The 26,762-nt window shown below is 66.7% G+C and carries 28 protein-coding genes, 1 tRNA gene and 1 pseudogene; 6 read left to right on the forward strand and 24 right to left on the reverse strand.

Going from position 1 to position 26,762, the window contains the following annotated elements:
* Nucleotides 1–4 precede the first annotated feature (4 nt).
* The 8 genes from G6N35_RS15155 to G6N35_RS15190 are packed head-to-tail and all read right to left on the reverse strand — an operon-like array spanning nucleotide 5 to nucleotide 9,067.
* The gene (locus tag G6N35_RS15155) at nucleotides 5–1,417 is read right to left on the reverse strand and encodes an MCE family protein (RefSeq protein ID WP_163804997.1); all 1,413 of its coding nucleotides are present in this window, start codon (nucleotides 1,415–1,417) and stop codon (nucleotides 5–7) included.
* 1 nt (nucleotide 1,418) lies between these two features.
* Complete coding sequence (locus G6N35_RS15160; RefSeq protein WP_163804998.1) at nucleotides 1,419–2,534, reverse strand: MCE family protein; 1,116 nt, start codon at nucleotides 2,532–2,534, stop codon at nucleotides 1,419–1,421.
* Nucleotides 2,531–3,835, reverse strand: coding sequence for an MCE family protein (locus G6N35_RS15165; RefSeq protein ID WP_163804999.1), 1,305 nt, complete (start codon nucleotides 3,833–3,835; stop codon nucleotides 2,531–2,533). Before G6N35_RS15165 ends, G6N35_RS15160 begins: the two co-directional genes overlap by 4 nt.
* A 2-nt stretch (nucleotides 3,836–3,837) precedes the next feature.
* Complete coding sequence (locus G6N35_RS15170) at nucleotides 3,838–5,154, reverse strand: MCE family protein (protein WP_163805000.1); 1,317 nt, start codon at nucleotides 5,152–5,154, stop codon at nucleotides 3,838–3,840.
* Nucleotides 5,151–6,179 (reverse strand): MCE family protein, encoded by a 1,029-nt coding sequence (locus G6N35_RS15175; protein WP_163805001.1) that lies wholly within the window; start codon nucleotides 6,177–6,179, stop codon nucleotides 5,151–5,153. Before G6N35_RS15175 ends, G6N35_RS15170 begins: the two co-directional genes overlap by 4 nt.
* Nucleotides 6,176–7,522: an MCE family protein gene (locus G6N35_RS15180; protein ID WP_163805002.1), complete on the reverse strand. Its 1,347-nt coding sequence runs from the start codon at nucleotides 7,520–7,522 to the stop codon at nucleotides 6,176–6,178. Before G6N35_RS15180 ends, G6N35_RS15175 begins: the two co-directional genes overlap by 4 nt.
* Nucleotides 7,523–7,526: 4 nt before the next feature.
* Complete coding sequence (locus G6N35_RS15185) at nucleotides 7,527–8,348, reverse strand: ABC transporter permease (RefSeq protein WP_407664624.1); 822 nt, start codon at nucleotides 8,346–8,348, stop codon at nucleotides 7,527–7,529.
* 32 nt (nucleotides 8,349–8,380) lie between these two features.
* Nucleotides 8,381–9,067 (reverse strand): MlaE family ABC transporter permease, encoded by a 687-nt coding sequence (locus G6N35_RS15190; RefSeq protein WP_407664625.1) that lies wholly within the window; start codon nucleotides 9,065–9,067, stop codon nucleotides 8,381–8,383.
* A gap of 369 nt (nucleotides 9,068–9,436) precedes the next feature.
* Here G6N35_RS15190 and G6N35_RS15195 point away from each other — a divergent pair, with 369 nt between their 5' ends.
* A complete protein-coding gene (locus G6N35_RS15195) occupies nucleotides 9,437–9,790 on the forward strand; it encodes a UBP-type zinc finger domain-containing protein (RefSeq protein ID WP_163805004.1) in 354 nt (117 codons plus the stop codon).
* Here the strand turns inward: G6N35_RS15195 and G6N35_RS15200 are convergent.
* From G6N35_RS15200 to G6N35_RS15210, 3 genes are read right to left on the reverse strand one after another with little or no spacing between them, the layout of a single operon-like run.
* Nucleotides 9,673–10,107, reverse strand: coding sequence for a hypothetical protein (locus G6N35_RS15200; protein WP_220098508.1), 435 nt, complete (start codon nucleotides 10,105–10,107; stop codon nucleotides 9,673–9,675). The two genes, G6N35_RS15195 and G6N35_RS15200, sit on opposite strands and share 118 nt — an antisense overlap.
* Nucleotides 10,108–10,137: 30 nt before the next feature.
* Entirely contained in the window at nucleotides 10,138–10,533 is a 396-nt protein-coding gene (locus G6N35_RS15205; protein ID WP_163805006.1) for a nuclear transport factor 2 family protein, read from the reverse strand.
* Nucleotides 10,534–10,568: 35 nt separating this feature from the next.
* Nucleotides 10,569–11,168 carry a TetR/AcrR family transcriptional regulator gene (locus tag G6N35_RS15210; RefSeq protein WP_163805007.1) on the reverse strand — a complete coding sequence of 200 codons (600 nt, stop codon included), beginning with the start codon at nucleotides 11,166–11,168 and terminating at the stop codon, nucleotides 10,569–10,571.
* 74 nt (nucleotides 11,169–11,242) lie between these two features.
* On the opposite strand from G6N35_RS15210, the gene G6N35_RS15215 reads away from it, so the two are divergent.
* On the forward strand, nucleotides 11,243–11,731 hold the full coding sequence (locus G6N35_RS15215) for a DUF2834 domain-containing protein (protein ID WP_163805008.1): 489 nt from the start codon (nucleotides 11,243–11,245) through the stop codon (nucleotides 11,729–11,731).
* Here the strand turns inward: G6N35_RS15215 and G6N35_RS15220 are convergent.
* The 3 genes from G6N35_RS15220 to G6N35_RS15230 form a co-directional block, all read right to left on the reverse strand.
* Nucleotides 11,704–12,795: an alkene reductase gene (locus tag G6N35_RS15220; RefSeq protein ID WP_163807699.1), complete on the reverse strand. Its 1,092-nt coding sequence runs from the start codon at nucleotides 12,793–12,795 to the stop codon at nucleotides 11,704–11,706. The two genes, G6N35_RS15215 and G6N35_RS15220, sit on opposite strands and share 28 nt — an antisense overlap.
* A gap of 29 nt (nucleotides 12,796–12,824) precedes the next feature.
* On the reverse strand, nucleotides 12,825–14,186 hold the full coding sequence (locus G6N35_RS15225) for a 13E12 repeat family protein (RefSeq protein ID WP_163805009.1): 1,362 nt from the start codon (nucleotides 14,184–14,186) through the stop codon (nucleotides 12,825–12,827).
* 97 nt (nucleotides 14,187–14,283) lie between these two features.
* Complete coding sequence (locus tag G6N35_RS15230) at nucleotides 14,284–14,769, reverse strand: DinB family protein (protein WP_163805010.1); 486 nt, start codon at nucleotides 14,767–14,769, stop codon at nucleotides 14,284–14,286.
* 106 nt (nucleotides 14,770–14,875) lie between these two features.
* On the opposite strand from G6N35_RS15230, the pseudogene G6N35_RS15235 reads away from it, so the two are divergent.
* Nucleotides 14,876–16,373, forward strand: a pseudogene (locus G6N35_RS15235) (acyl-CoA carboxylase subunit beta).
* Here G6N35_RS15235 and G6N35_RS15240 read toward each other — a convergent pair.
* Together G6N35_RS15240 and G6N35_RS15245 are read right to left on the reverse strand one after the other, a co-directional pair.
* The gene (locus G6N35_RS15240; RefSeq protein ID WP_163805011.1) at nucleotides 16,363–17,406 is read right to left on the reverse strand and encodes a TIGR03857 family LLM class F420-dependent oxidoreductase; all 1,044 of its coding nucleotides are present in this window, start codon (nucleotides 17,404–17,406) and stop codon (nucleotides 16,363–16,365) included. The pseudogene G6N35_RS15235 and the gene G6N35_RS15240 sit on opposite strands and share 11 nt — an antisense overlap.
* On the reverse strand, nucleotides 17,403–17,777 hold the full coding sequence (locus G6N35_RS15245; protein WP_163805012.1) for an ester cyclase: 375 nt from the start codon (nucleotides 17,775–17,777) through the stop codon (nucleotides 17,403–17,405). The genes G6N35_RS15240 and G6N35_RS15245 overlap by 4 nt, the downstream gene beginning before the upstream one ends.
* Before the next feature lie 37 nt (nucleotides 17,778–17,814).
* Between G6N35_RS15245 and G6N35_RS15250 the strand changes: the two genes are divergently transcribed.
* Nucleotides 17,815–18,453, forward strand: a complete 639-nt coding sequence (locus G6N35_RS15250; protein WP_246224322.1) for a TetR/AcrR family transcriptional regulator — start codon at nucleotides 17,815–17,817, stop codon at nucleotides 18,451–18,453.
* On the opposite strand, the gene G6N35_RS15255 is transcribed toward G6N35_RS15250, so the two are convergent.
* From G6N35_RS15255 to fabG, 4 genes are read right to left on the reverse strand one after another with little or no spacing between them, the layout of a single operon-like run.
* Complete coding sequence (locus tag G6N35_RS15255; RefSeq protein WP_163805013.1) at nucleotides 18,432–19,115, reverse strand: GntR family transcriptional regulator; 684 nt, start codon at nucleotides 19,113–19,115, stop codon at nucleotides 18,432–18,434. The two genes, G6N35_RS15250 and G6N35_RS15255, sit on opposite strands and share 22 nt — an antisense overlap.
* Nucleotide 19,116: 1 nt before the next feature.
* A complete protein-coding gene (locus tag G6N35_RS15260; protein WP_163805014.1) occupies nucleotides 19,117–20,310 on the reverse strand; it encodes an acyl-CoA dehydrogenase family protein in 1,194 nt (397 codons plus the stop codon).
* Between the two features lie 4 nt (nucleotides 20,311–20,314).
* The gene (locus G6N35_RS15265) at nucleotides 20,315–21,526 is read right to left on the reverse strand and encodes an acetyl-CoA C-acetyltransferase (protein WP_163805015.1); all 1,212 of its coding nucleotides are present in this window, start codon (nucleotides 21,524–21,526) and stop codon (nucleotides 20,315–20,317) included.
* Nucleotides 21,523–22,263, reverse strand: a complete 741-nt coding sequence (fabG, locus tag G6N35_RS15270; RefSeq protein WP_163805016.1) for a 3-oxoacyl-ACP reductase FabG — start codon at nucleotides 22,261–22,263, stop codon at nucleotides 21,523–21,525. The genes G6N35_RS15265 and fabG overlap by 4 nt, the downstream gene beginning before the upstream one ends.
* 99 nt (nucleotides 22,264–22,362) lie before the next feature.
* On the opposite strand from fabG, the gene G6N35_RS15275 reads away from it, so the two are divergent.
* Both G6N35_RS15275 and G6N35_RS15280 read left to right on the forward strand, forming a co-directional pair.
* Nucleotides 22,363–23,526 (forward strand): acyl-CoA dehydrogenase family protein, encoded by a 1,164-nt coding sequence (locus G6N35_RS15275; RefSeq protein WP_163805017.1) that lies wholly within the window; start codon nucleotides 22,363–22,365, stop codon nucleotides 23,524–23,526.
* Complete coding sequence (locus tag G6N35_RS15280; RefSeq protein ID WP_163805018.1) at nucleotides 23,523–24,344, forward strand: mycofactocin-coupled SDR family oxidoreductase; 822 nt, start codon at nucleotides 23,523–23,525, stop codon at nucleotides 24,342–24,344. Before G6N35_RS15275 ends, G6N35_RS15280 begins: the two co-directional genes overlap by 4 nt.
* 26 nt (nucleotides 24,345–24,370) lie before the next feature.
* On the opposite strand, the gene G6N35_RS15285 is transcribed toward G6N35_RS15280, so the two are convergent.
* The 4 genes from G6N35_RS15285 to G6N35_RS15300 all read right to left on the reverse strand — a co-directional run bounded on the left by G6N35_RS15285 (nucleotide 24,371) and on the right by G6N35_RS15300 (nucleotide 26,743).
* On the reverse strand, nucleotides 24,371–25,447 hold the full coding sequence (locus tag G6N35_RS15285; RefSeq protein WP_163805019.1) for a phosphotransferase family protein: 1,077 nt from the start codon (nucleotides 25,445–25,447) through the stop codon (nucleotides 24,371–24,373).
* Nucleotides 25,448–25,511: 64 nt separating this feature from the next.
* Nucleotides 25,512–25,898 (reverse strand): hypothetical protein, encoded by a 387-nt coding sequence (locus tag G6N35_RS15290; RefSeq protein WP_163805020.1) that lies wholly within the window; start codon nucleotides 25,896–25,898, stop codon nucleotides 25,512–25,514.
* Nucleotides 25,898–26,527, reverse strand: coding sequence for a nucleotidyltransferase domain-containing protein (locus tag G6N35_RS15295; RefSeq protein WP_163805021.1), 630 nt, complete (start codon nucleotides 26,525–26,527; stop codon nucleotides 25,898–25,900). The genes G6N35_RS15290 and G6N35_RS15295 overlap by 1 nt, the downstream gene beginning before the upstream one ends.
* Before the next feature lie 142 nt (nucleotides 26,528–26,669).
* Nucleotides 26,670–26,743, reverse strand: a tRNA-Phe gene (locus G6N35_RS15300).
* Nucleotides 26,744–26,762: the final 19 nt, after the last annotated feature.

Genomic DNA, 26,762 nt, shown 5'->3' on the forward strand with positions numbered 1-26,762 from the left:
CAGCTCAGGGCGACGGCGGGATCAGCATCGACTGCCAGGTCCGGTTGGACGGGTGCGCCAGGTCGGCCTGGGTATACGGCTTGCCATCGGGACCGATGTAGGTCCCGGTGGCCGGGTCGTAGGGAACGGCGGCAACCGGAGTCCCGGGCGGGTACTGCGGCACCCCCTGTCCGGAGAACGTCGCGTTGGGGTCACCCTTCCAGTTCAAGCCGTCGTTGAGCGGGACGTAATTCTCGTCGCTGTCACACATCTCCACCGTGGGTGCACGCTTACCCGGCTTGGTCTCACACGGAATGTTGCGTACGCCACGAACATTCATGTCGGAATCCTGCGGGATACGGCAGTAGAGGTCGCCGGCGGGACGCTCGGGGTAGTCCACGTCGGACGGCGAGCGCTGCTGGTGCACCGGAAGGAATCCGGTGTTACACGGTGGCGGCAGATTCAGGTTCAGGTTGAAGTCCAGATAGATACCCCGGAAGGCCTGCTTGACCTTTGAATCCGGGACGGTGATGGCCTGCATGACGGCGGTGCCCTGCGGGAAGAGCACCAGCAGCTGCTCGATGTCGCTGCGGTAGGTGACGGCGATGTCGCCCAGGCTCACCAGGTTCGCCAGCAAGACCGGCAGGCCCGGGTTGATCCGGTCGAACAGCGCACGCCCTTGCGCGAGCGCCGGTGCCCCGGATCGAAGCAGGTCGGCCAACGCCGCGTCCTGCGAGGCGAACTGGCCGGTGATCGACGCCATGTGTGCCGCCCAGGCCGCGATCGAATCCGAGCTCTGGACTTGGGAATTCAGCACCGGCGGCGACTGGTCGATCAGTTGGGTGATCGAGTCGACGTTGCGGCCGGCCTCGATGGCCAGCGCGGTGGAGCCGTCGACGATGCGGGCCAGCTCGGGCCCCAACCCGCCGACAGCCTTGGCCGCCTCGTCGACGACCGTTCGCAGATTCTCCTGCGGAATCGCTTGCAGCGCCGTATTCGTGGCGTCGAGAAGCTTCCCGATGTCGGGCGGGGTCTGCACCTGCGCGGCCGGGATGACGTCGCCGTTGCGCAGCGTGGGACCCGACCCGTTCTTGGGTGTCAGTTCGAGGAACTGCTCACCGACGGCGGATCGACTGTGCACCGCCGCCTCGACCGGAGTCGGAATCGGGATGCCGGAGTCGAGGTCCAGCACGGCACGCACGCCGTTGGCGGTGACGTCGATGGATTTCACCCGGCCCACCTCGGTACCGCGGTAGGTGACCACCGACGTCGGGTACAGCCCACCGGAGACCGGGAGGTTCACGCTGACCGTGTAGCGCCCGATCCCCAGCAGTGCAGGCAGTTTGACGAATCCGAATGCCATGATGCTGACCGAGATGACGGTGATGGCGGCCAGGATCGCCAGTTGCCGCCACACGGAGCGGGGTAGTCGCAGCATCTCAGTACCCGTCGAAGTGGTAGGGGGCGATCAACGGGTTGCCCGCGGTGTAGGGACTGGGCATCTGGCCGATCGTGCGGCCCCACTGCAGTTCGAGTTCGGTGAGATTGCCCTCCCAACGGGTGCCGGTGAACAGACTGCTGTCGATGCGGCTGAGTGTCAGGTCGACGATCAGGGTGATGTTGGCGAAGTCGCCCCGAAACCAGTTCGGGATGGTGCTTTTCACCCATGGGTAGGTGGACAGGAAGTCCAGACCCCGGGTCAGCGCGGGCCCGGCGTTGGCGAGTTCCCGCAGCACGGGCGCCATGTTGCGGAGGTTGTCCACCAGTGCTTGCTTGGTCTGGTGGACGGTGTCGGCCGCGACGGCGCTGAACTTGCCGAGTGCGTCGATGGCGTTGGCCAGCTTGGTGCGCGAGTCGGCGAGCACGGCCAGCGCCTGCGGGATGGTGGTCAGGGCCTTGTCGACGGCCTGGTCCTTGGCGGCCACCTGGCCGGCCAGCGAATTGAGTTTCTCGGTGGCCGTGATGATGTCGTCGGTCTGGCCATTCAGCTGGCTGATGAACGTATCCAGCTGATTCAGAAGGCTTTTCATCACGTCCTCACGGCCGGACAGGGCCTTGGCGAACGCCTGGTTGATCTCCTGTAGCTGGCCCAGGCCGCCACCGTTGAGCAACACCGACACCGAGGCCAATGTCTGTTCGGTGGTGGGATAGGTGGCCGCCCGGGACAACGGGATGATCGAGCCGTCCGTGAGCTGCCCTTCCGGGGCTTCGTCGGTGGGTGGCGCGAGCTCGATGTGCATGGAGCCCAGCAGGCTGGTCTGTCCGACCTTGGCGGTGGCGTTGGCGGGCAGGTGCACATCGCCGTTGATGCGCATCGTCACCAGGGCATGCCAATCCTGGACCTCGATCTTGGTGACGTTGCCGACGTTGACGTCGGCCACCCGCACCCGGGTGTTCTGCTGGATCGTCACCACGTCGGGCAGCTGTGCCTGGATGGTGTAGGAGCCGTCCCCGCTGCCGGTGGTGCCCGGCAGGCTCAGCGAATTCAGGCCACGCCACTGGCATCCGGTGAGGCAGAACAGCACCACCAGGGTAGCGGCCACCAGCCGGCTCACGGCGAACTCTCCGGAACCATCAGGCCTTCCAGTCCCGCACCAGGATCGGTCGACGTCGCCGGTGGCACCTCGGCTGCCAACGCCGCGGCACCGTCAGTCGGCGCCGGCGCCGGATTGGCCGGCGGCAGATGCGGATTGAGCCGGTCCTCGCTGTAGGTGAGCTCGTTGGGCCGGGCGACGGCGCCGACGAACGGGTTGCCGCCAATCGGAAAGGTGTTGTACTGGCGGTTCTTGACGATTGGTGCCAGGTACTGGACACACAGCTTGGAGGACTGCTCCCAGCCTTCGCGTGACGCGGACTGGATTGCGCCGCAGATGAATCCGACGGTGTCGGCAAAGTTGACCGGCGCGAGGATGCCGGTGATGGCACTCTGGGCCGGCTGGTAGATGTTGGTGAAGTTGCTGAACACGCTCGGCGCGATGTGCAGCACCTGCTTGACGTCGGTGCGGCTGTCGTTGAGCGCGGTGGTGATCGCGTTGAGGTGGTCGAAGGTCGTCCCCAGACCCTCCCGGTTGTCGGCGACGAAGCCCTGAAGGTCCTTCAGCGCGCCGTCGAGACCCTTGGTGGCGTCGGCGACTTCGTTGGGGGTGTTGGACAGCACGCCGGTGACCTCGGCGAGGTTGGTGTTGAAGGATGCCAGTAGGTCACTGCTCGAGGACAGCGCCGACACCAGCAGTTGCAGGTTCTTCACCGTGCCGAAGATGTCGGTGGCGTGATCGCCGAGTGCGGAGGTGGCCTGGGACAGCTTGATCACCGTGTCGCGGGCGGTGTCGCCCTGGCCACGCAGGTTGTCCGCGGCGGTGTTGATGAACTCCCCCAGCGGGCTGGGCCCACCGGGCTCGGTGGGCTGCAGCGACGCGGTGAGCTTCTCGAGTTGACGGCGCAGGTCGTCCCATTCGACGGGGACCGCGGTGCGTTCGATCGGAATCGTCGCGCCGTCAGCGAGTTTCGGACCATCGGAGTACGCGGGAACCAGCTGGACGGCTCGGGCCGACACCAGCGACGGCGACAGGATCGCCGCCTTGACGTCGGCGGGCACCGGATACTTGCGGTCGACGGTGAAGGTCACCTTGGCGGCCTGTGGCTGGGGCTCGATCTTCTCCACGGTGCCCACCGCGACGCCGAGGATGCGGATCTCGTCGCCGGTATACAGGCCGTTGGTGTTGGCGAAGTAGGCGACGTAGGTGTTCTGCGCGACGTGCCGCCACCACGGGGTGGCCACCACGGTGATCGCCACCGCGAGGATGGCGAGCAGGCTGATGCCGGCGCCGAATTGGATGGCACGCCGATGCCGGGTCATGGTCAGTTACCTCCCGCCGCGGGGTCGGGGGCCACCGGCGGGATCGACGGCGGCGGTAGCTGTCCCGGTGCGGGAGCCAGGGCCGGCGGGCCCGGCGGCGGGCCGCCGGGCGGCGGGGCGGGCAACGGCTCGCGGTAGGGGTAGCGCGGGTCACCAGGGTTGCCGGCGATCGCATCGGGCAGCGTCAGGTTCGGGTCACCGCCCTGTCCGGTGCGCGGGTAGGGCACCGGCAGCGGCGGCGTGGCGGGCTGGCCGACACCAGGGTCGACGAGTTCCGAGGGCACCTTCACGTTTGGGTCCAAGCCGAGATCGGAGAACGCCGCGTCGATGAACGGCTGGGAGAACTGACCGGGGATGAGGTTGACCAGCGAGGCCTTGAAGAATGGGCCGGATCCCAGCACCTCACCGAACGACATCGCGTACCGGCGCAGCAGGTACAGCGTGCGCTGCAGTTCCTTCTTGCGGTTGTCCAGGATGGCCAGTACACCGTTGAGCTTGTCGAGGGCCGGCTTGATCTGGGTGCGGTTGTCGGCCACCAGACCGGAGATCTGAGCGGAGACCGCACTGAGGTTGGTCATCAATGCGTCGACCGAATTGCGCTGCGCCACAAGCTCTACCAGCAGTGCGTTGGCGTTGGCCACCAGTTGGGCGATCTGGTCGCTGCGTTTGGCCAGCACTCCGGTGACCTTGTTGGCCTCAGCCAGCAGGTCGCGCAGTTTGGCGTCGCGGGTGTTGAGGGTGTCGGAGAACCGGGCCACCCCTTGCAGGGCGATCTTCAGATCCGGCGGGGTGTCTTTGAAGGTATCGGCCAGCGTGGTCAGCGCCGAGGACAGCTGCGCAGTGTCCAGTCCGCTGATGGTGGTGGTCAGATCACCCAGCGCATCGGTCAGGTCGTAGGGCGAGCGGGTGCGCTCCAGCGGGATCGGCCCGGCCAGCGAGCCGTCGCCCCGCGGCGTCAGTTCCAGATACTTGGTGCCCAGCACGGTTTCGGTCTTGATGGCGGCCTCGGTGCGGTCGCCGAGCTCGACACCGTCGGCAACGGTGAAGTCCACCAACACTTTCGTGCCCTCGAGCGAGATGCCGGAGACTCGTCCCACCGCCAGTCCCGATACCCGCACATCGCTGCCGGTCTTGATGCCACCGGCCTCGGCGAAGTAGGCGGATTGGTCGGTGGTGCCCTTGATGAACGGAATCTTGTCGTAGGAGAAGACCGCGACCACCAGCGCAAGCAGGATGAGCACACCGACCAGGCCGACGGTGAGCCGGTTGCGTTCGGCCAGCGGCGTGAATCGCGGACGCCGCAGGGAGATTCGTGTCATTTGGGTGTGCACCGTCCCGTGTCCTGCCCGGCGAGTTTGACGAACACCGGCTGGCCGCCCTTGCCGTTGACCTTGAGAATCGCGTCGCAGAGATAGAAGCCGAAGTAGTCGCCGTACAAGCCGTTGCGGGCCAGCACCTGGTAGGCGTCGGGCAGGGTCTTGACCAGATCGTCGACGTAGTCGTGGTCGGCCATCACTTGCCCGGCGAACCGGTCGGTCTGGGTGACGGTGTCCTTGATCGGCTGGCGCGCCGCGGTGAGCAGGTCGGCCACCGACCCGGCGGCGGCGTTGATGTAGGCCAGTCCGTTGCCGATGTCGCTGCGGCGGTCGGCCAGGCCCTGTACCAGTTGTGAGAGCTTGTCCAGGCCGGTGCCGAATTGTTCGTCGCGGGTGGCGAAGGTGCCCAGCACGGTGTTGAGGTTCGTGATGACCTCCCCGATCAGCTGGTCACGCCCGGCCAGGGTGGTGGTCAGTGCTGAGGTCTGCGCCAGCACCGACGAGATCGTGCCGCCCTGGCCCTGGAACACCCGTAACAACTGCCCGGAAAGCGCATTGACCTGTTCGGGATCCAGGGCGCGGAACAGTGGCCGGAAGCCACCGATCAGCGCGTCGACGTCCAGCGCCGGTGAAGTCCGGGACAGCGGAATCGTCTGTCCCGGAAGCAGCCTGCGTACCGAGCCGGGGCCCTCCTCCAGGGACAGATACCGGTCCCCGATCAGGTTCTCGTAGCGCACCACCGCCGTGGTGCCTTCGGTGAGTTGCAGTCCCTTATCGATGGCGAACTCGACGGTGACCGTGCCGTCCTTGTGCAGGGTCATGTCCCCGACCTTGCCGACCTCGACGCCGGCGATGCGGACGAAGTTGCCGCCCTTGAGGCCGGAGACGTTGGAGAACACCGCGGAGTAGGAAGCGCGGGTGTCGAAGCGGAACTGGCCGAACACCGTGATGAGAACGAACGTGAAGATCAGGCACATCACGGTGAACAAGGACACCCTGATGACGGCCTTGGCGGTACTGGATCTCACGGCTGGCCTCCCGGTGGCGGCGGATACAGCGGTGTTCCGTCCGGGGCGTACTCGGGTGCGCCGTAGGCCGGTCCGCCCGGATAGGGCGGCGGCGGGCCGGGGGCAGGTCCGCCCGGGTACCGGATGCGCGGTTGTTCGGGGACTCCCTTGGTGGCCGGGAAGTAGTTGGCGAAGCCGGGGAATCCGATGCCCGGGTTGGGCCGCACGTCGAGTCCGGTGCCGAAACCGGTGTCGGTGACCAGGTACTTGACCGGGAAGTTCTTACTGGCGTCGGGCAACGAGCCGCAACTGGGCTTTCCACCGGGCCCGCCGGTGGCATTGGTGACGGGCAGGTTGTCCGGGTAGCGGTACGGGTCGTCCCCGGCCAGCAGTGCCGCGTCCATGATGACCGACTTGCCGTTGCCGCCCAGGGCGTCCCGTCCACCGTTATCCAGGAACCACTGCGCGCCCTCGAACAGGCAGGTGTAGGTCGGCGAGTACTTCATGAACAGCGCGGTGACCGGGTCGAGGATGTTCATGGCGCGCACCAGGTTCGGCTGGTTGGCCCCGAGCGTGGTGATACCGGACTGCGAGAAGCCGACCGCGGACAGCAGCAGGCTGTCGAGCGCTGCGGCATTGTCGGTGATGGTCGAGCTGGTGGTGGTGAAGTTGTCCAGGATCGCCAGGATGTTCTGTGCGGCATCGGAATACGCCTGCATCGTCTGACCGAACAGCTGCCAGTCCCGCTGTACGGTCGGCATTCTGGGGTTGACCGCCAGCAAGACGGTGTTGGCGTCGGAAATCGCCTGACCCATCCGTTCACCCTTGCCGCGGACGGCATCGGCGACGGCGGTGAACACCGCGTTGAGCTTGGCCGGGTCGATCGAGCGCACCACCGACTGAAGGTTCTCGAAGACGGTGTTGACCTCGACGGTCACATTGCGCGAGTGCAGCACCGCACCAGGCGCCAAATGTCCTGCGGCACTGCCGGAATCCGGGACGACCAGGTCGACGTACTTGGCCCCGAACGCCGTGCTGGACTTGATCTCCGCCTCGACGTTGCCGGGCAGGTACTGGAACGGTCCCGGATCGATCTTGAGTCGCAGTGTGGACAGGTTGGCGCCGCCGGCGTGCTCGGCGCCGACGGAGGCCACCTCGCCGATCTGCACACCCCGCAGCTTGACCTTGGCGCCGTCCTCCATCACCAGGCCAGCACGGTCCGACACCACGGTCAACGGAACGGTGGTGCGCAGCCCTCCGGAGAACAGCACGGCGGTCAGGGCGGTGAGCGCGGCGATCACCAGGATCAGGACGGGGGCGTACCAGATCGGATCGATCTTCGCCCGCCGGGACGAGTTGGCCACCCGGTCACCCCGACAGATGGAAGTTGCCGGACTGTCCGTAGACGGACAGCGTGATGGTCAGCAGGATGAAGACGCCGGCGGTGATCGAGGTGCGCACCGCCCGGCCGACGGCCTCCCCGACGCCGGCCGGTCCTCCGGTGGCGCTGTAGCCGTAGTAGGTGTGGATGGTCATCACCACCGCCGCCATGGCCAGGGCTTCGATGAACGACCACATCAGGTCGCTCGGGTGCAGGAACGTCGAGAAGTAGTGGTCGTACACGCCCCGGGACTGGCCGTAGATGATGGTGGTGCCGAACCTGGTGGCCAGGAACGACATCAGCACGGCGACCGTGTAGATCGGGATGACCGCCAGCACACCGGCGACGATGCGCGTCGAGGCCAGATAGGTCACCGCCCGGATGCCCATCACCTCCAGCGCATCGATCTCCTCGTTGATCCGCATCGCCCCGAGCTGAGCGGTGGCGCCGGCGCCGATGGTGGCGGCCAGTGCCACGCCCGCGGTCGCCGGAGCGATGAAGCGGACGTTGAGGAAGGCACCGAGGAAGCCGGTGAGGGCTTCGATGCCGACGTTGGACAAGGTGTTGTAGCCCTGCACCGCGATCAACGCACCGGTGGACAGCGTCAGGAAGCCGACGATCACCACGGTGCCGCCGATGACGGCGAGCGCGCCGGTGCCCATGCCCATCCCGGCGATCAGTCGCAGCACCTCGGCGGGGTACCGGCGCAGGGCGTCGGGGGTGGCGGCCAGGGCGTTGCCGTAGAAGACCGTCTGCTCACCCAGTTTGCGGGTGGAGTCGATCACCCGGTTGCCCTCGCTGGTGCTCACGGCCCACTGCGCGATCCCGCTTCGCTTCTCGCTCACGGCGCCACCTTCACACCGAACGCCGTGGCCAGGATGTTGATCAGGAACAGCGCCATGAACGCGAAAACCACAGTCTCGTTGACGGCATTGCCGACCGCGGTCGGACCGCCGCCCACGGACAGGCCCTTGTAGCAGGCGATCAATCCGGCCGAGAGGCCGAACAACAGCGCCTTGACCAGAGAGACGATCACCTGCGGCAGCCCGGTGAGCAGGGTCATGCCGGCGACGAACGCCCCCGGCGTGACGTGCTGGATGTAGACGACGAAGAAGTAGCTGCCGGCCAGGCCGACCACCGCGACCACCGAATACAGCATCAGCGCAACGAAAGTCGCGGCGATCACCCGCGGCACCACCAGCGCTTGAATCGGGTCGACGCCGATCACCTTCATCGCGTCGATCTCCTCGCGGATGGTGCGGGCGCCGAGGTCCGCGCACATCGCGGTCGAGCCGGCGCCGGCGACGACGATCGCCGTCACCACCGGGCCGACCTGGGTGACCGAGGCGAGCGCGGCGCCGGCACCGGACAGGTCACCCGCGCCGACCTCCAGCAGAACGATGTTCAGGGTGAAGACGATCAACACCGTGTAGGGAATCGACAGCACCACGGTGGGCACGATCGACACCCGGGCCACGAACCAGATCTGGTCGAGGAGCTCACGCCAGGCGAACGGGCGGCGGAACATCGCCGCACACGTCTCCCCCACCAGCACCACGAAGTCGCCGATGGAAAAAACGGGCTTGGACCAGGCCCCAACCTTCACCGGGGGCCGCCGAGGATTCGCGGGTGAGGCAAGGACGTCGGCGCCATGACGGCTGCCAGGCGCCAGCACCCCGCTGCGGATCCCACATGTAGTCCTCTCATCGCCCCGGCTTGAGCGGGACGCTAAGAGAGCACCCAGGGGCTGTCAACGCGGGATGGCAGGGAAGCTGGAGCGTCAAATATCGGTATCGGCAGGTCGCCGCACAGCATTTCGTTTCGCTCAGACGGATTGAATCTCGGTGAGCACAATTGTTGCCCGCCGTGCCCGGCGACCGCCGGTAGCCTGGGGTTCATGGCTGACGCGGTGGACCCGTCCGTCCCTCCGAGCGGTACAGGCTGCGTCGAGTGCGACGCCGCCGGCGGCTGGTGGGTGCACCTGCGCCGCTGCGCTGCCTGCGGCCACATCGGGTGCTGCGACGACTCACCGAAGCGCCATGCCGCCGCGCACTGGCGGCAGTCCGGTCACGCGATCATCCGGTCGTTCGAGCCGGGCGAGGACTGGTTCTGGAACTACCAGGACAACCAGTACTACGACGGACCGCGACTGGCGCCGCCGGAGAGCCGGCCGGTCGACGAGACAGTGCCCGGCCCGCGCGGCCGGGTGCCCAGCGACTGGGCCGAGATCCTGCGCACGCGGGCAGACTGAGTCAACGCATCGGCGCCGCCGCGACGGCGCAGGCACACGGTGGCCCGAACGTCGTCGAGTCGGGTGATCACGTCATCGTCGACGACGACCCGCTTGGTCCGCAGGACCGAACGTCCACATGCGACGAAAGGTACTGGCGCCGCGAACTCCTCGGCGACCACCGCGACGCTGTCGTCGAAGCGCAGGCCGAGCTCGGATTGGTCGAAGTAGACCGTGTAGCGCAGGGTGAACAGCCAGGTGGCGTCCGGACGCCGGACGGCTCGAACGATCAGGGAGTCGTGGCCGATCCGCGCCATGGGTTCGATGGTGCTCCGCACCCGCGGTCAAGTGTGGGAGCACACGCCGTGTCAGCCCGAAAGACCGGACCGCTGCATCTCTTTCGCGAATTCCTCGCTCATCCGCTCGGCGAAGGCGTTGACGGCCCGCAGCGGACGCAGCATCACGGTGAACTCGTCGATGAGCCCGTCGGCATCGACGTGCAGGAAATCGCACCCGTTGATATCGAGTTCGCCAACCTTGGCGGTGAACACCAACGCGTGGTCGGCAGCGCCCTCGGCGCCGATCTCCCGGACATAGGTCAGGTCGGCGAACACCCGCGAGACGGCCCGAAGGATCACCCCGACGGTCTCGCGACCCTGGTACGGCTTGTGCGCAATGGGGCTGCGGAACACCACGTCGTCGGCCATCAGCGCGGGCAGGGCATCGAAGTCACCGGCTTCGACAGCAGCGCGAAATGCATGCATGGCGGCCAGCATGCCACGGCCGGAGGCCCCGGACGCTAGCCGGTGAGGTGGTCGGGGCGCAGGAGCGCGAGCGCGGCGCGACACAACCGCTGGAGTTCCTCCAGCGACTGGTCATCACCGGTCATCCACATCTCCATGGCACCGAAGACGGCTGCGGCGATGCAGCGGGACGAGACGATGACGTAGAGGCGTTCATCCACCGAGGCCGCCTCGGCACCGGCCGACATCTGTTCGGCGACGGCATCGGCGAATTCGGCCTCCACCTGCCGGGTATGCCGCACGATGCTGCCGGGGTCCAGTTCCTTGGCGCGCAGTGCGGCAATCTGCGCGACGGCCTCCGGGTCATACGGGGAGGCGTCGATGGCCGATTGCACGGATTCCAGGATCGGCTCCGCGGGCGAGCGCGCCTTCAGCGCGGCGCGGAACCACTCCAGCCCGGCGTCGTAGTCGGCGAACAGCAGGTCGTGTTTGGAGGTGAAGTGGCGGTAGAAGGTGCGCAGCGACACCCCGGCGTCCGCCGCGATCTGCTCGGCCGAGGTCTCTTCGACGCCCTGGGCGAGGAACCGAACCATGGCGGCGCGCCGCAGCGCGTCGCGGGTGCGCTCGCTGCGAGCGGTCTGAGCAGGCCGAATCACGGACGACAACCTACCTCACTTTGATTTGTCAAAATTGACAAAACACCGGACTGGTTGGTCTACATTCACCAACCATGACGCTGATCGTGCATGCCGTGCTCGCCGTCCTGGTGATCGCCTGGGTCATCCAGTCCAACCCGACGATCTTTCGTCGGCCCGCCACCGGGCCGGCGTTGAGTGCCCTCGAGGTGGCCTACTACGTGGCCGGTATCGCCTCGGTCGTGTTGGGCTGGTACTTCAACATCAAGTTCGTCCACCAGTACGCCGACGGCACCGGCAACGTCTTCAGCGGTAATGGAAGCTGGTGGCAATTCATCACTTTGGGCTACGACAACCCGGCTGCGGCGTCGGCCAGCCAGGACTACACCATCGGCAACGTCATCCTGCTGCCGTTGTTCACCATCGTGGACGGCTACCGGCGCGGGATTCGCAGACCCTGGCTGTTCTTCGTCTCCAGCCTGTTCACCAGCTTCGCTTTCGCGTGGGCGTTCTACCTGGCGACCGCGGAGCGCCAGCGCCGCCACCAGAAGGCGGCTCAGACGGTCGTCGCCAGCGTCGGGTAGTCGACGTAGCCCCGCGGGCCGGGTGAATAGAACGTCGCCACGTCGGGCTCGGTGAGTTCGGCACCCAGCAGCAACCGGTCGATCAGATCGGGATTGGCCAGGTAGGACCGACCGACGGTGGCGGCACTGATGACACCCCAGTCCGCGAGGTTCTCCAACTGGCAGAAGCTGGTCTGCACGTCACGGCCGGTGTTGAGCACGAAGGTGCCCGGCCACAGCGCGCGAATCGTCCCGAACTCCTCGGCGTCGGGATTCATCAGGACATGCAGATAGGCCAGATCCAACGATGAAATGCGCTGCAGCAGAGCCTCGTACGCGGAGACGGTGTCAATCTCGTGAATGTCGCCGGCGTGGCTTCCCGGCGAGATCCGCACCCCGACCCGGTCGGGGCCGATCTCCTGGGCAACCGCCTCGATGACCTCGGCCGCCAGCCGCGCACGATTCTCCGGTGAGCCGCCGTAGTGGTCGGTGCGCCGATTGGTCGAGTCGGCCAGGAACTGGTGCAACAGATAGCCGTTGGCGGAGTGGATCTCGACGCCGTCCATGCCGGCGTCCACGGCCCGCCGGGCCGCTGCGCGGAAGTGTGCGACGATCCCGGGGATTTCGGCGGTCTCCAGCGCCCGCGGCACCGGCAACGGCTTCTTGCCGTCCGGCGTGTGCGCGGACATCTCGGCAGCGATCGCCGAGGGCGCCACCGATTCGCCGCCGCTGATGTCGGGGTGCGCCATCCGACCGACGTGCCAGATCTGCATGAAGATCAGTCCGTCACGATCATGGACGGCCTCGGCGACCTCGGCCCACTGGCGCTCGTGGGCATCGGTGTAGATGCCCGGAGTGTTGAGATAGGCGCCGTTGCCACCCGGCGAGACGGCGGTGGCCTCGGTGATGATCAGACCTGCCGCCGCCCGCTGCGCGTAGTACTCGACCTGCAGATCACTCGGAGTGCCGTCAGCCTGTGCCCGGCTGCGGGTGAGCGGCGCCATGAAGATCCGATTACGCGCGGTCACAGTGCCGATGGTGATCGGTGCAAGCAGAGCTGCGTCAGCGGCCAGGGTGTACGTCATGCCTGCCTCAAGCGCCACGGGACACCGATTCATTCCCGGCGCGGGCCTTCGCGTTCCCTGAGAAAGCGCTCCGGATGGTGATAGGCATTGGTGCCACCGGGCAGTGGCAGGTGCGACGGCGGTATCCATTCGGTGTCCCCGTTGGGCAGCTTTCGGGTACTCCAGCCACCGTTCTCGACGAGCAGGTTGTCACACTGGCACGCGAACGCGAGTTCATCGATGTTGGTGGCGCCACCGTCGGACCAGTCCTTGGCCGCATGCTGCACCTGACAGCCGTAACCCGGCACCGTGCATCCCGGTGCTGTACAGCCACGATCCCTGGCGTGCAACACGATTCGCTGGTCCGCAGTGGCCAGCCGTTTGGTGCGCCCCAGCCAGAGCGACTGCCCGGTGACCCCGTCGAACAGGGCGAGGTAGTGGTAGGAATGGGCGGCCATCCGGATGACGTCTTCCATCGGCACCAGCCCTCCTCCGCCGGTGACGCCGTAGCCGGTGCGCTCCTGCAACTCCTGCAGCGTGGCCGAGACCACCACGGTCACCGGCAGGCCGTGGTGCCGGCCCAGTTTCGGATCTCCCAATGTGGAGCGCAGCACAGCCATCAGAGCATCGTGATGGCGTTGGGCCACGGTGCGGGTGTCCGCTTGAACCTGGGCCTGCACCGGTTCACCGTCGGTGACGGCGGTCTGGTCGGCCGGATTACACATGCCCGGGGCGCCGAACTTGGCCAGCAGAGCTTCCAGATAGGACCGCAGCTCCGGGGTGGCGCACAGCCTGGCCTCGGTCATCCCGTCCGAGCGCTGGCGGCCCAGGATGAACCCTCGCTTGCGGGCGCGGTCCTCGTCGCTGAATACCCCGTCTGGATTGAGCTCGATGGCCAGTCGGTCGGCGAGCCGGGCCAGCTGGTCGGGACGCAGCAGCCGGGCATGCTCGGCGAGAAACGCTTCGGCCTTCTCCCGTTGCGCCGCCGTGACGTCCAGCGGCAGGTCGGCCAGGAAGCGCTGGATGACGCGCACGTGTTCGCCGTCGAGATCGCCGGATCGCCAGGCCTGCGCCGTGGCCGGCTGGTGAGGCGCCAACGCTTCACCGGTGAGGGTGGTGCGCTCGGCCAGGGGTTCGGCGACCCGGGCACGGCGGCGAGCTTCGGCGGGGCTGATGCGCAGCCAGTCCGCCAGTACCTTGGCCGGAGCGCCCCCGACTTCGGCGACGCCGCGACGGCTCACGTGCAGACTGACGTCGTGGGATATCACGGTGAGCCGGCGCAAGGTCTTCTCGGTGAGGGCGGCCAGGTGCAGTAGCTGCTGCGGATCGAGCCCACTCAGATCCACCTCGGCGACGGCATCGAGCGCGGCGTTGACCTCCGCGAATCCTTCCACCACCACACTCGAAAGCATGTTCGAAACGCTACTCCAACCCACCGGGCAAGAGCCGCCCCGTCGGTTCCTGCTGTGGATGAAACCGGGACTGTGGAAAGCCTTGGCGGACAACCGCTCAGGCCGGGTCGGCAACAATCTGTTCGCGCAGGATGTCCGCGTGACCGCAGTGGTGAGCGAATTCCCGCAGAACCTGTAGGTACACCCAGTGCAGCGTGCGCGGTCCGGCCTGATGGCCCGTCACAACAGCGTCGAGTGGCAGGCCGGCTACGGCCGCTCGGGCAGTCTCACAGGATTGTCGGTAGGCCGCCGTCACGGATGCGATGGTGTCGCCGTCGCCGAGCCTGAACGACTCGTCCACACTCTGAACCAGGCCGAGTTCTCGCCGGGACATCCCAACGACGCATTGTTCGAACCACACTCGCTGCATCCATGTGACGTGCTTGAGCAACCCGAGCAACGTCGTCGCCGACGGCACCAGCCGGATCCGAACCTGCTCCTCGGTGAGACCGCTCAGTGTCGCCTCGATAGCGGCCCGATATTCCTCGACAAACGCGTCCAGTTGGGTGCGCTCATCGGCCATGAGTACCTCGAACGGGACCATCAGCACCTTCCGATCGCGCCTGCGAACACCGCCCGCCGCCACGGGCCGGACGCTACAGTGGGCGCTTCAGTGGGGTCAACGCGCGCAGTGAGATGAGGGCACCTCGATGAGCAACGCGCAGGACTGGCAGGACACGCTGCACGACCTGCGCCGTCGCCGCCAGCATGCGCAGGCCATGGGCGGCCAGGAAAAACTGGCCAAGCACCACGCTACCGGAAAACTCGACGCCCGCGCCCGCATCGATCATCTGCTCGACGCCGACAGCTTCCAGGAGTTCGGCACTCTGGTCGGGGGCGAGATCGCCGCCGACGGCATCGTCGCCGGCGCCGGTCGCGTCGGCGGCACACCGGTGATGGTTGGGGCCGAGGACTTCACCACCCTGGCCGGCACCATCGGCGCCGGGGGCAACGCAAAGCGCTACCGACTGGCAGAACTGGCTCTACGCAACAAGATTCCGCTGATCATGCTGTTGGAAGGCGCGGGCTTCCGGCCACGCGGAGAGCATGCCGGGCGCAGCCCCACCGACCTGATCGCGCAGGCACGGTGCTCGGGCAAGGTGCCGACCGTCGCGGCCGTCCTGGGCCCGTCAGCGGGCCACGGTGCCCTCGTCGCTCCGGTGTGCGACTTCACCATCATGAGCAGTCAGGGTTCCATCTTCACCGCCGGACCGCCGGTGGTGAAAGAGGCCACCGGAGAGGATGTTTCGAAGGAAGACCTGGGCGGCCCCGAGGTGTCCCTGCGCAGCGGGGTCATCCATAACCATGCCGATACCGACGAAGCCGTCCTCGACGACATCCGCCGCTACCTTTCCTACTTCCCGTCCAGTGCCTGGTCCTACCCACCGGCGCGGCTTCACGACGATGCCGCCGCGGTGCGGCCGACTCCGGAACTCTTGGACATCGTCTCGCGGGACAACCGGCGCAGCTACGACATGCGCAGGGTCATCGACGCGGTGTTCGATGACGCCGACTGGCTGGAAATCCAGCCGACGTTCGGTCCGGCTATCATCTGCGCGCTCGCTCATCTCGGTGGTCATCCGGTGGCCGTCGTGGCCAACCAGCCGACCAGGCTGGCCGGCTCCATCGATTCCGATGCCGCTGACAAGGCAGCACATTTCATCACGGTGGCCGACTCGTTCCACCTACCGATCGTGTTCCTCGCCGATAATCCCGGCATGCTGCCCGGCAGCCAGTCCGAGCGTAACGGGGTGCTGCGCTCAGGTGCCCGGATGTTCGTCGCGCAGACCACGGCCACGACACTGAAGCTTCATCTGACACTGCGCAAGGCATTCGGGTTCGGCTCGATGGTGATGTCACTCGTGGGCTTCGACAACCCAGGTGGCCACCTTCGCCTACCCCGGCGCCACCATGGGCGCGATGAGCGCGGCTGCGCTCAGCCGCGCGTCACACGCCGACGCCGACATCGCCGAGACCCTCGAACAGATGGAACTGGAGGCGTCCTACCGGACGGCCGCGACCCTCGGGTTCGACGAGTTGATCGCACCGGAGGAGACCCGCAACGCGCTGCTGCTGGCCCTGCAACGCGGGATCTACAGCCGTCAGCAGGTCGCCGAACCGGTGGCGCGCACCGCCATCACACCGTAGCGCGGTACGCGGTGACGACCGGCTCCAACTCGTCGGGGGTCGCACCGTGCATGATCACCGCGTCGGCACCGTAATCGAATTCCTTGCGCACCCGGGCCGCGCACTGCTGGGCCGATCCGGTCGCCGACGGCTCCAGCCATTCCTCGGGAATCAGCGTGGCGATGTGTTCGATCTGCTCGGCGGTGGCCTTGTGGTCGATGCCACCCCCGATCGACTGCACCACGGCATCAGCCCGGAAGCGTTCCAGCACAGCGGGATCCCACTTGTTGGTAGTGACCATCAGGTCGCCGTAGCCCTGCAGGTAGGTAGCCAGGCGGGCTACAGTCTTCTTCAACCGGAGTTCCTCGGGGAGATGATCGCCGACGGTGGCGAAACAGGACCAGACGCGCACACTGTCCGGGTCCCGTCCGGTCTGCTCGGCGGCGTCCTTGACGGTCTTGACGCAGCGCGCCAGCGTCTCCGGCGTGAAGTAGGTGTGCAGGATGACGTCGTCGAACGCTCGGCCGCCGAGCTTGAGGGTGTTCGGGCCGAACGCCACCAGCGCCAGCCTGATGTCCTCCCGGAAGTCGGGGTCAAGGCCCAGAATCTGATACTTCCCGATCGGACCGTCGTGGTTGAAGATGTACTCACCCTGCCACATGCGGCGCATGACGTTGGCAAAGTCCTCCATCTGCGCGGTGGTGACTGCAGGGATGCCGAATGCCGAGTAGATGGCCCCGATTCCCCGACCGATGCCCAGCGTGAACCGACCGCCGGACAGCCGGTGCATGGTGGTGGCCCACGATCCGGTGATCAGCGGGTGGCGGGTGTTGTGATTGGTTGCGGCCGTGGCGATCTGCATCCGGTCGGTGACGGCGCAGGCTGCGCCGACGAGCGAGGACGCCTCTTTGACATTGAAGCGCTCGGAGATGAAGGCCGTGCCGAAACCGAGTTCTTCACCACGACGGGCCTCGTCCACCAACGTCCTGGGGCCTTCACCACCCGCACCGGCCAGCAGGTAGTAACCGAGCTCATCGAGCAGGGGTTGACTCACTTCCACTCTCCTTGTTTGTGGCCACAGTTCCAGACCTCGACGATCCGGCCGTCGACGACGCGGAAGATCTCCATACTTCCGATGCAGAGCTCGGTGCCGTCGGTGAGTCGCATCGGTGACTGGTAGACGAGGGCGACATGTTCGTCGTCGTCACCGGCGACCACCAGGTTCAGCTCGAAGCGGATCTCGTCGAACATCTCCCAGGTGTCCACCACCCGCTGGACGGCCTGGTCACGGGTGAGGACGTGCGACTCGCCCACCTCGTGACGTATCACGTTGTCGCCCAACAATTCCTCCGCGAGAGCGAAGTCCCGGGCGTTCCAGACCACCAGGTTGTACAGCTCGACGACCTCGCGTGCACTCCTGGCCATTCCGGCAACATAGTTGTCGTGTGTTTAATATGCAAGGGTGCCCTCGCCTGAACGCGGCCTGACGCAACCGCAGCGGGTCGAGACCTCTCGACGCCGGCTGATGGCGGCTGCCGCCGAGCTGATCGTCGAGAAGGGCTGGGAAGCAACCACTGCTGCCGAGATCGGCCGACGGGCCGGTTACAGCAGGACCATGGTGCACGCCCGCTACGGCAGCAAGGACGCCCTCCTCGAAGAGTTCGTCGAGGAGTACATCAGCATGCTCAACCCGGATCCGGACCCCGCGTCGACGGGACTGAACCAGGTGCTGGCTCATCTCGACCGGATCCGCGACGTCTACGCCAACGACCCCGACGTGCTGCGCGCCATGTTCGTGGCGAACTTCGAAGCCCTCAAGACCACCTCGCCGTTGCGCGAACGAGTCAACCACCAGTTGGCCGCCGGCGTGCGCAAGGTGACGGCCAGTCTGCGAAAGGGATTGCGCGACGGTTCGGTTCGCCCCGGAATCGACGTGTCCGTCGCGAGCGCCGACATCACAGCGGCAACCTTCGGGGCGGCCTTCCTGTGGCTTGCCCTGCCCGCCCGATTCGACGTGGAGCGCGAACTCGCCAACACGCGCCAGCGGATCATCCAGGACTACGGGGCGGCAGGCGCCGCTCAGGGCCGCATGACGCGCTGAGCGACGCCCTTCTTGACCAGGTGCTCGATGAGCGGTCCGGCACCGGTGGCCAGATGCTCGGACATCGCCGCCCGCGCTGCTCCCTCGTCGCGACGGCTCAGTGCCGCGACGATCCGCTCGTGGTCGGCCACCGACTGCGTCGGCCAGCCCTCGATCGTGGGAAACACCGATTCCGGTGCATACCGAGTGATCTGGGACATCAGCTGCGCCAGCTTCGGCGAGTCGGCAGCGACGTTGATCGCGCGGTGGAAGTCATGGTTCAGCCGCACCGCACGGTCACCGTCGTTGGCGGCATAGGCATCGGTCAGGGCCGCGTGGATCGCGGCGAGTTCCTCTAGTTGTTCGTCAGTGATGTTCGCCGCGGCTCGGGCTGCCAGCAGTCCGCCCACGTGAGCCTGGAGATCGGCGACGTCGGTGATGTCGCGGTCGGTGAACGGCAGCACCACGAAACCGCGCCGGGGCAGCTGATCCAGCAGCCCTTCACCGCGCAACTCGAAGAGGGCCTCGCGCACGGGCGTCACGCTGATCCCGAGCTCGGCCGCGAGCTGATCGAGCCGGATGTACTCGCCGGCAGGATAGGTCCCGTCGAATATGCGGCGGCGGACGAACCGCGCCACGTCCTCGGCCAGCTGCGGCCGAGGGGTGAATTCGGGTGCGCTCACGTCAGATCCGGTAGTCGGCCAGCAGGCGCTTGCTGATGATGTTCTTCTGGATCTCACTGGTGCCCTCCCCGATCAGCAGGAAGGGGGCATCGCGCATCAGGCGTTCGATCTCGTACTCCTTGGAGTAGCCGTAGCCGCCGTGGATGCGGAAGCTCTGCTGGGTGACCTCGGAGCAGAACTCACTGGCCAGGTATTTCGCCATCCCGGCCGCGACGTCGTTGCGTTCGCCGGAGTCCTTGAGCCGGGCCGCGTTGACCATCATCAGATGTGCCGCTTCGACTTTGGTGGCCATCTCGGCAAGCTGGAAGGCGATGGCCTGATGCTCGGCGATCGGCTTGCCGAAGGTGGTGCGCTGTTGGGCGTACCGGGCGGCGAGCTCGAACGCCCGCACCCCCACCCCACACGCTCGGGCAGCGACATTGACCCGGCCGACCTCCACGCCGTCCATCATCTGGAAGAAGCCCTGGCCGGGCTTGGCGCCGAGGATGTTCTGGGCCCCGCACACGTAGCCGTCGAAGATCAGTTCGGTGGTGTCGATGCCCTTGTAGCCGAGCTTGTCGATCTTGCCGGGAATGGTCAGCCCGGGCGCCACTTCACCGAAACCGGAGGGCTTTTCGATGAGGAATGCGGTGAGGTTGCGGTGCGGTTTGTCCGCGCCCTCGTCGGTGCGCACCAGGGCGGCCACCAGTGTCGAGCTGCCGCCGTTGGTCAGCCACATCTTCTGCCCGTCGATGGTGTAGGTACCGTCGCCGTTGTCGCGGGCGCGGGTGCGGATGGCCGCGACGTCCGAGCCGAGCTCGGGCTCCGACATCGAGAACGCGCCCCGGACCTCACCGGTGGCCATCCGCGGCAGGAATCGCTGCTTCTGCTCGTCGGTGCCGTGCTGGCGGATCATGTACGCGACGATGAAGTGGGTGTTGACCACGCCTGAAATGCTCATCCAGCCGCGGGCCAGTTCCTCGACGCACAATGCATACGTGAGCAGGGACTCACCGAGCCCACCGTACTGCTCGGGCACCATGAGGCCGAACAGCCCCATCTCGCGCATCTGATCGACGATGGCCTGCGGGTAGCTGTCGGAGTGTTCCAGCTCCTGGGCGTTGGGGATGATCTCCTTGTCGACGAATTGCCTTACCGTGGAGATGATTTCGGTTTGAAACTCGGTGAGGCCGAGCGTCTGGGCCAAGCGTGTCATGCCGTCACACCCTCTCGAACACAGCGGCGAGGCCCTGCCCGCCCCCGATGCACATCGTCTCCACGCCATAGCGCGCGTCGCGCCGATGCAACTCACGCGCCAACGTCGCCAACATGCGTCCGCCGGTGGCACCCACCGGGTGGCCCAGCGAGATTCCCGAGCCGTGCACGTTGGTGCGCTCCAGGTCGGTCTCGGTGAACTTCCACTCCCGCATCACCGCCAGGGCCTGCGCGGCGAAGGCTTCGTTGAGCTCGATGACGTCGACCTCGGCAAGACTCAGGCCAGCCTTGCGCAGTGCGGCATCGGTCGCCGGCACCGGACCGATGCCCATGACAGCCGGGCCCACTCCCGCCGACGCCCAGGACACCAGCCGCACGAGTGGACGCAGACCCAACTCATCGGCCATCTGCGGGGTGGTGACCAGACACGCCGAAGCGGCATCGTTCTGTCCGCTGGAGTTGCCCGCGGTCACGGTGGAATCCGGATCCTGTTTGATCAGAACGGGTTTGAGCGTGGCCAGCGACTCGATTGTGGTGTCGGCACGCGGGTGCTCGTCGGTGTCGATGACCTGATCACCGTGACGGGTCGACACGGTGACGGGAATGATCTCCTCGGCGAACACGCCACTGGCCTGGGCGGCGACTGCACGCTGGTGGGAGGCGACGGCCAGTTCATCCTGCTCCTGCCGGGAGATGCCGTATTCGCGGCGCAGGTTCTCCGCGGTCTCCAGCATGCCGCCGGGCACCGGGTAGAACCGGCCGCCTGCGGTGGTGCGGCCCCGCGCCAGGCCGTCGTGCACCGCCACCCCGTGGCGGGCTCCACCCCAGCGCATGTCGGTGGAGTAGAACGCGACGTTGCTCATGCTCTCCGCGCCGCCGGCGACCACGAGATCGTTGTCGCCAGAGGACACTTGCAGACACGCCTGGATCACAGCCTGCAGGCCGGAACCGCAGCGCCGGTCGACCTGCATGCCTGGCACGGTGACGGGCAGACCGGCGTCGAGTGCGACGACGCGGCCGATCGCGGGCGCCTCGCTGTTGGGGTAGCAGTGCCCGAAGATGACGTCCTGTACCGCATCGCCGGGCACCCCGGTTCGTTCGAGCAGCCCGGTGAGTGCGGCGACGCCCAGATCGACAGCGCTCAAAGACTGGAATATTCCGCCGTAGCGCCCGATCGGCGTGCGCACCGGCTCGCAGATGACGGCCTCGCGGGTCACAGGTGCCGTCCTCCGGTGACCTCGAGGACGGTGCCGGTCATGTACGACGACAGGTCGGATGCCAGAAACAGCGCCACCTTGGCCACTTCCGACGGCTCGCCGGCGCGCCCCATCGGCACCTCGGCGACCTTGGAATCCCAAATGCGTTGCGGCATGGCCTCGGTCATGGCCGACCGAATCAGCCCGGGCTGGATCGCGTTGACGCGTACGCCCAGGTGCGCGAGCTCCTTGGCGGCAGCCTTCGTCATGCCCACGATGCCGGCCTTGGCCGCGGAGTAGTTGGTCTGGCCGATCATCCCGACCTTGCCGGAGATCGACGACATGTTCACGATCGCCCCGCTGTTCTGTTCGCGCATGATCGACGCGGCCTTCTTCAAGCCGTTCCAGGTGCCTTTCAGGTGCACCGAGATGACCTGATCGAACTCGTCCTCGGTCATCTTGCGCAGCGTGGCGTCCCGGGTGATACCGGCGTTGTTCACCATGATGTCGAAGCGGCCGAATTGCTCGATCGCGGTGTCGACGAGCACGTCGATGTCGGCGTAGGAGGTGACATCGCATTTCACCGCACGGGCCACGTCCGCGCCGCCGAGCTTCTCGGCCGCTTCCTGGGTGGCCGCCAGGTTGATGTCGCCGATCACCACCCGGGCGCCCTCGGCGATGAACAGCTCGGCGATCGCAAAGCCCAGACCCTGCGCGCCTCCGGTGATGACTGCCGTCTGGCCGGCCAGCAATGACATCTGCTCTCCCCTTTTCCTGGCTGAGTACGAGAAACTGAAGGCGATCATATTTCATATATGATCGCCACGGCCTGCCCCCCACGTTCCCGAGGAGCTGCGATGAGTGACGTCAGCGACGACGACTTCCGCGAGATCCTGGCGCAGACCCGCCAGTTCGTTCGCAGCGCGGTGGTGCCGCGCGAGTCGGAGATCGTGGCCGGCGACAAGGTCCCGGACGACCTGCGCGACCAGGCCATGAAGATGGGGCTGTTCGGCTACGCGATCCCGCAACAGTGGGGCGGCCTCGGCCTGGACATCACCCAGGATGTCGAGTTGGCCATGGAGCTGGGCTACACCTGCCTGTCGCTGCGGTCGATGTTCGGCACCAACAACGGCATCGCGGGCCAGGTGCTGGTCGGTTTCGGCACCGACGAACAGCGGACCCGCTGGCTCGAGCCGATCGCCACCGGCGAGGTGGTGGCCTCGTTCGCCCTGACCGAACCCGGCGCCGGGTCCAACCCGTCGGGGCTGAAGACGAAAGCCGTTCGGGACGGCGATCATTGGGTGATCAACGGGAGTAAGCAGTACATCACCAACGCCCCGGTGGCCAACCTCTTTATCGTGTTCGCCCGCACCCGGCCGGCCGACGCCAACGGCGCCGGCATCGCGGTGTTCCTGGTACCCGCCGACACCCGCGGCGTGGAGGTCGGTAGCAAGGACGCCAAGATGGGCCAGGAGGGCGCCTGGACCTCGGATGTGACCTTCACCGACGTGCGGGTCGGCACCGACGCCCTGATCGGCGGCAGCGAGGACCACGGCTATCGCGCGGCGATGACATCGCTGGCCCGCGGACGCATCCACATCGCGGCGCTGGCCGTCGGCACCGCGCAACGCGCGCTCGACGAGTCGGTGGCCTACGCCGCGACCGCAACCCAGGGCGGCACCCCGATCGGGAGCTTCCAACTGGTGCAGGCGATGCTGGCCGACCAGCAGTCCGGCGTGATGGCCGGCCGCGCGCTGGTGCGCGACGCCGCCCAGAAATGGCTGCACGACGAGGACCGCCGGATCGCGCCATCGGTGGCGAAGTTGTTCTGCACAGAGATGGCCGGCAAGGTCGCCGACCTGGCGGTGCAGGTGCACGGCGGAGCGGGATACATGCGCGGCGTTCCCGTCGAACGGATCTACCGCGAAGTGCGGCTGCTACGACTCTATGAGGGCACCAGCGAGATTCAGCGCCTCATCATCGGCGGCGGTCTGGTCAAGGAAGCGCAGCGCAGCCGGTGAGCGCCCGACTGTCCGGCAAGGTCGCGTTCATCACCGGAGCAGCCCGCGGCCAGGGGCGCGCCCACGCGGTACGGATGGCCCGCGAGGGCGCCGACATCATCGCCGTCGACATCGCAGGGCCGCTGCCGGAGTGCGTGCCCTATCACCCCGCAACCCCGGCGGACCTCGCCGAGACGGTCCGACTCGTCGAAGCGACCGGTCAGCGCATCCTAGCCTCGGCTGTCGACATCCGGGACCTCGATGGCTTGAAAGCGGCTGTGGCACAGGGTCTTGACATGTTCGGCAGACTCGATGTGATCGTCGCCAACGCCGGCATCACCTCGCCGGCGGCGTGGGACGAGATCACCCCGGACGCCTTCCGGGATGTCATGGACGTCAACGTCACCGGCACGTGGAACACCGTGATGGCCGGCGCGCCGGCGATCGTCGAGGGAGGCCGTGGCGGTTCGATCACCCTGATCAGCTCGGCAGCGGGAATCAAGTTGCAGCCGTTCATGGTTCACTACACCGCCAGCAAGCACGCGGTCACGGGAATGGCCAGGGCGTTCGCCGCCGAACTGGGCAAGCACAACATCCGGGTCAACAGCGTCCATCCGGGGCCGGTCAACACCGACATGGGAACCGGCGACATGGTGGCCGAACTCGGCAGGGCGATGGAGACCAACCCGGCGCTGCAGAACATGATGCTGCCTTTCCTGCCGGTCTACATCGCCGAGCCGGAGGACATCGCCGCCGCGGTCTGCTTCCTGGCCAGTGACGATGCCAAACTGATTACCGCTGAGGCGATTTCCGTCGACCAGGGCTCGACGAAGTACTGAGGGCGCGGCTCAGGGACGCCGTCGTGCTATTCGGCAGCGATGAGGTCCAGCGTGTCGAGGTCGCGGATGGCCTGGCAGCCGCGGCGCAGCATGGTCGCCACCATGTCGTCGCCGCGCTCGGTCTCCACCGAGAAGGCGAACCCCAGAGCAGAGATCAGCGGTACCTGGATCATGCCGAGGCGATAGTCGAGCCAGCAGGTGTCCACGTCGTAGTCGGCGACGCCCTGTTCGGTCAGCGCTTGGTGGTAGTCGGCGACCAGGTCCTTCTCCACGGCTGCGCGCAGATCGGGTTCCAGGCTGGTGCCGGTGAAGTAGGCGAGGTCGCGGCCGGCCAGACCGACGCCGAGGGTCTGCCAGTCGACCACGGTCACGCGGTCGTGATCGAACAGCAGGTTGTCCAGCCGGTAGTCGCCGTGCAGCAGGGCGAAGCGGTCGGGTGCCTGCAGAAGCCACGGCGTCACCGCCGCCATGGCCACCGACAGCGTCTCGGCGTCGTCGTCGCTGAGCTTGCCGGCGAGCTTGTCCCTGGTGATGTCGGCGGCCATCTTCGCGATCTCGCCGAAGCCGCGGATGGTGTCCTCGCCGATGGTGGTCATGATCAGGCCTTCGAAGGTCTGCCAGTACGGATCGCACCACGTCGGCGCGTGCAGCCCGGCCAGTGCCCGCACGGCCAGGCGGGCCTGCTCGACTCCGCAGCCGGCGAGCTGGTCACCCTGGACCGCCGGGGCCTGGTCGGCGAGCAAGAGGGCGAAGCTCAAGCCCTCGTCGGCGATCGCGCAGTGGAAGCATTCCGCGATCGGGATGGCGACCCGGTCGGCGACTGATTGGTAGAAGGCGCTCTCGCTGCGGTACGCCAGTGCAACCCGGTCCCGGACGGCGTCGTCACCCGAGGGCAGCTTCAGGATGAACGTGTCGGGCACGTCGTGCGGATTCGCGTCGTAGGTGGCCGTCACCCGGAAGGTGGCGCCGGTCTGCCCGGTACCGACCGGGCGGACGTCGACGGACGCGACCTCGGTGGCCGTTCCGCGGCCGGCCAGGATGCGGGCCAGCCAGCCGGGCGTGACGTCGGCGGGATACCGGGGAATAGTAGACACATCGCTCATAGTGTCATTTGCCGCCCGGCTGCGGAACGGCGCTGAGACTGGAAGCTGGTCGACGCCTCGCGAGCTACCCGCGAGCGGCTACTGCCTGTCTGGCTGCCCCGACCAGATACTCAGCCGCGCGGTTCATCTTCTTCAACTCCGCGGCGGTCAAGTCCTGATGCGTGTAAGCGGCCTTGTTCTTCAGGTTGAGCAACGTGTTCAGATGCCGTTCGGATCCGCTGTCCGCTCGCTTGAGCAAGGCGACAGCCTCGCTGTGGTTGCCCGTGTTGGAGTGCACGCCGAGGCGTACGCAGCAGATGACGTCCGATGCGGCGATTCCCGCGTCCACGTAAAGGTCCCCGGCAGCGTTCGGCATCTCGGTCCCGAGATGATCTGCGGCGTCGAAGAATTCATTCGCCTTGGACATGCGGCCCGCGGTGACCGCTGAGTCACAGTTGCGTTGTCCTGCCATCACGGCTTCCTCACCGTGCGCAGCTGCGCGGTGAACCACGCGCGGGTGCCGGCGACAGTCAGCCCCTGGACCGACACATCACGTAACAGGGGCTCACCGGCGGCTGCCGCGGCACGGAATTCCTCCTCGGCGTACTCGACGATGCGGCCGTCGTTTCCGGTCCACGCGGTGACCAGTCGGGCGAGTTCAGTCACCCGCTGATCCCAGTCGTCATCTCTGGAGCCAGCAGCGCGAACCAGGAACACGTCGATGTCGCTGTCCAGCGTCATTCGCCCGGTCGCCGCCGACCCGAACACCGCGGCGTACCGCAGCACAGCCCCCCACCCGTTCAGGTGTTGTTCGAGACGGGCGAGAAACGTGGCGTTCAACCGCGACAGCGCGATGATCGGCTCGGCCGCGAGGTGCTCGCTGTTGAGGCGGTACGTGTGCGTCCTGCCCACCTCGTCGTGCAGCACAACCCCCTGCGCGCTCAGGCGGTTGAGGACCTTGCGGATGCCCTCCCCTGACGCAGTGGTGAGGATGCGCCGAACCTGACTGATCGTGAATGCGACGTCTGCGCCCGCCAAGACGGCGAGGACATCACCATCCAGCGTCGGCGTCACGGTAGCGAACGGCTTGTTCAACTGCATGACCAGAACCCTCTCCAACTAAAGTTAGAGTAACACAACTATAGTTTGAGTCGATGAGGAGGCGCCGGCTCGGTTTCACCAAGACCAGAACCGCACGGCCAGAAAAGAAAAAACCACCCGCTAGACCGGGTGGTTCTTGACGTGGCCAGGGCCGGGATCGAACCGGCGACCTTCCGCTTTTCAGGCGGACGCTCGTACCAACTGAGCTACCTGGCCGGAAGGCACCACGTCCAAA

Origin of the sequence: Mycolicibacterium anyangense, assembly GCF_010731855.1 — a bacterium.
Taxonomy (GTDB): Bacteria; Actinomycetota; Actinomycetes; order Mycobacteriales; family Mycobacteriaceae; genus Mycobacterium; species Mycobacterium anyangense.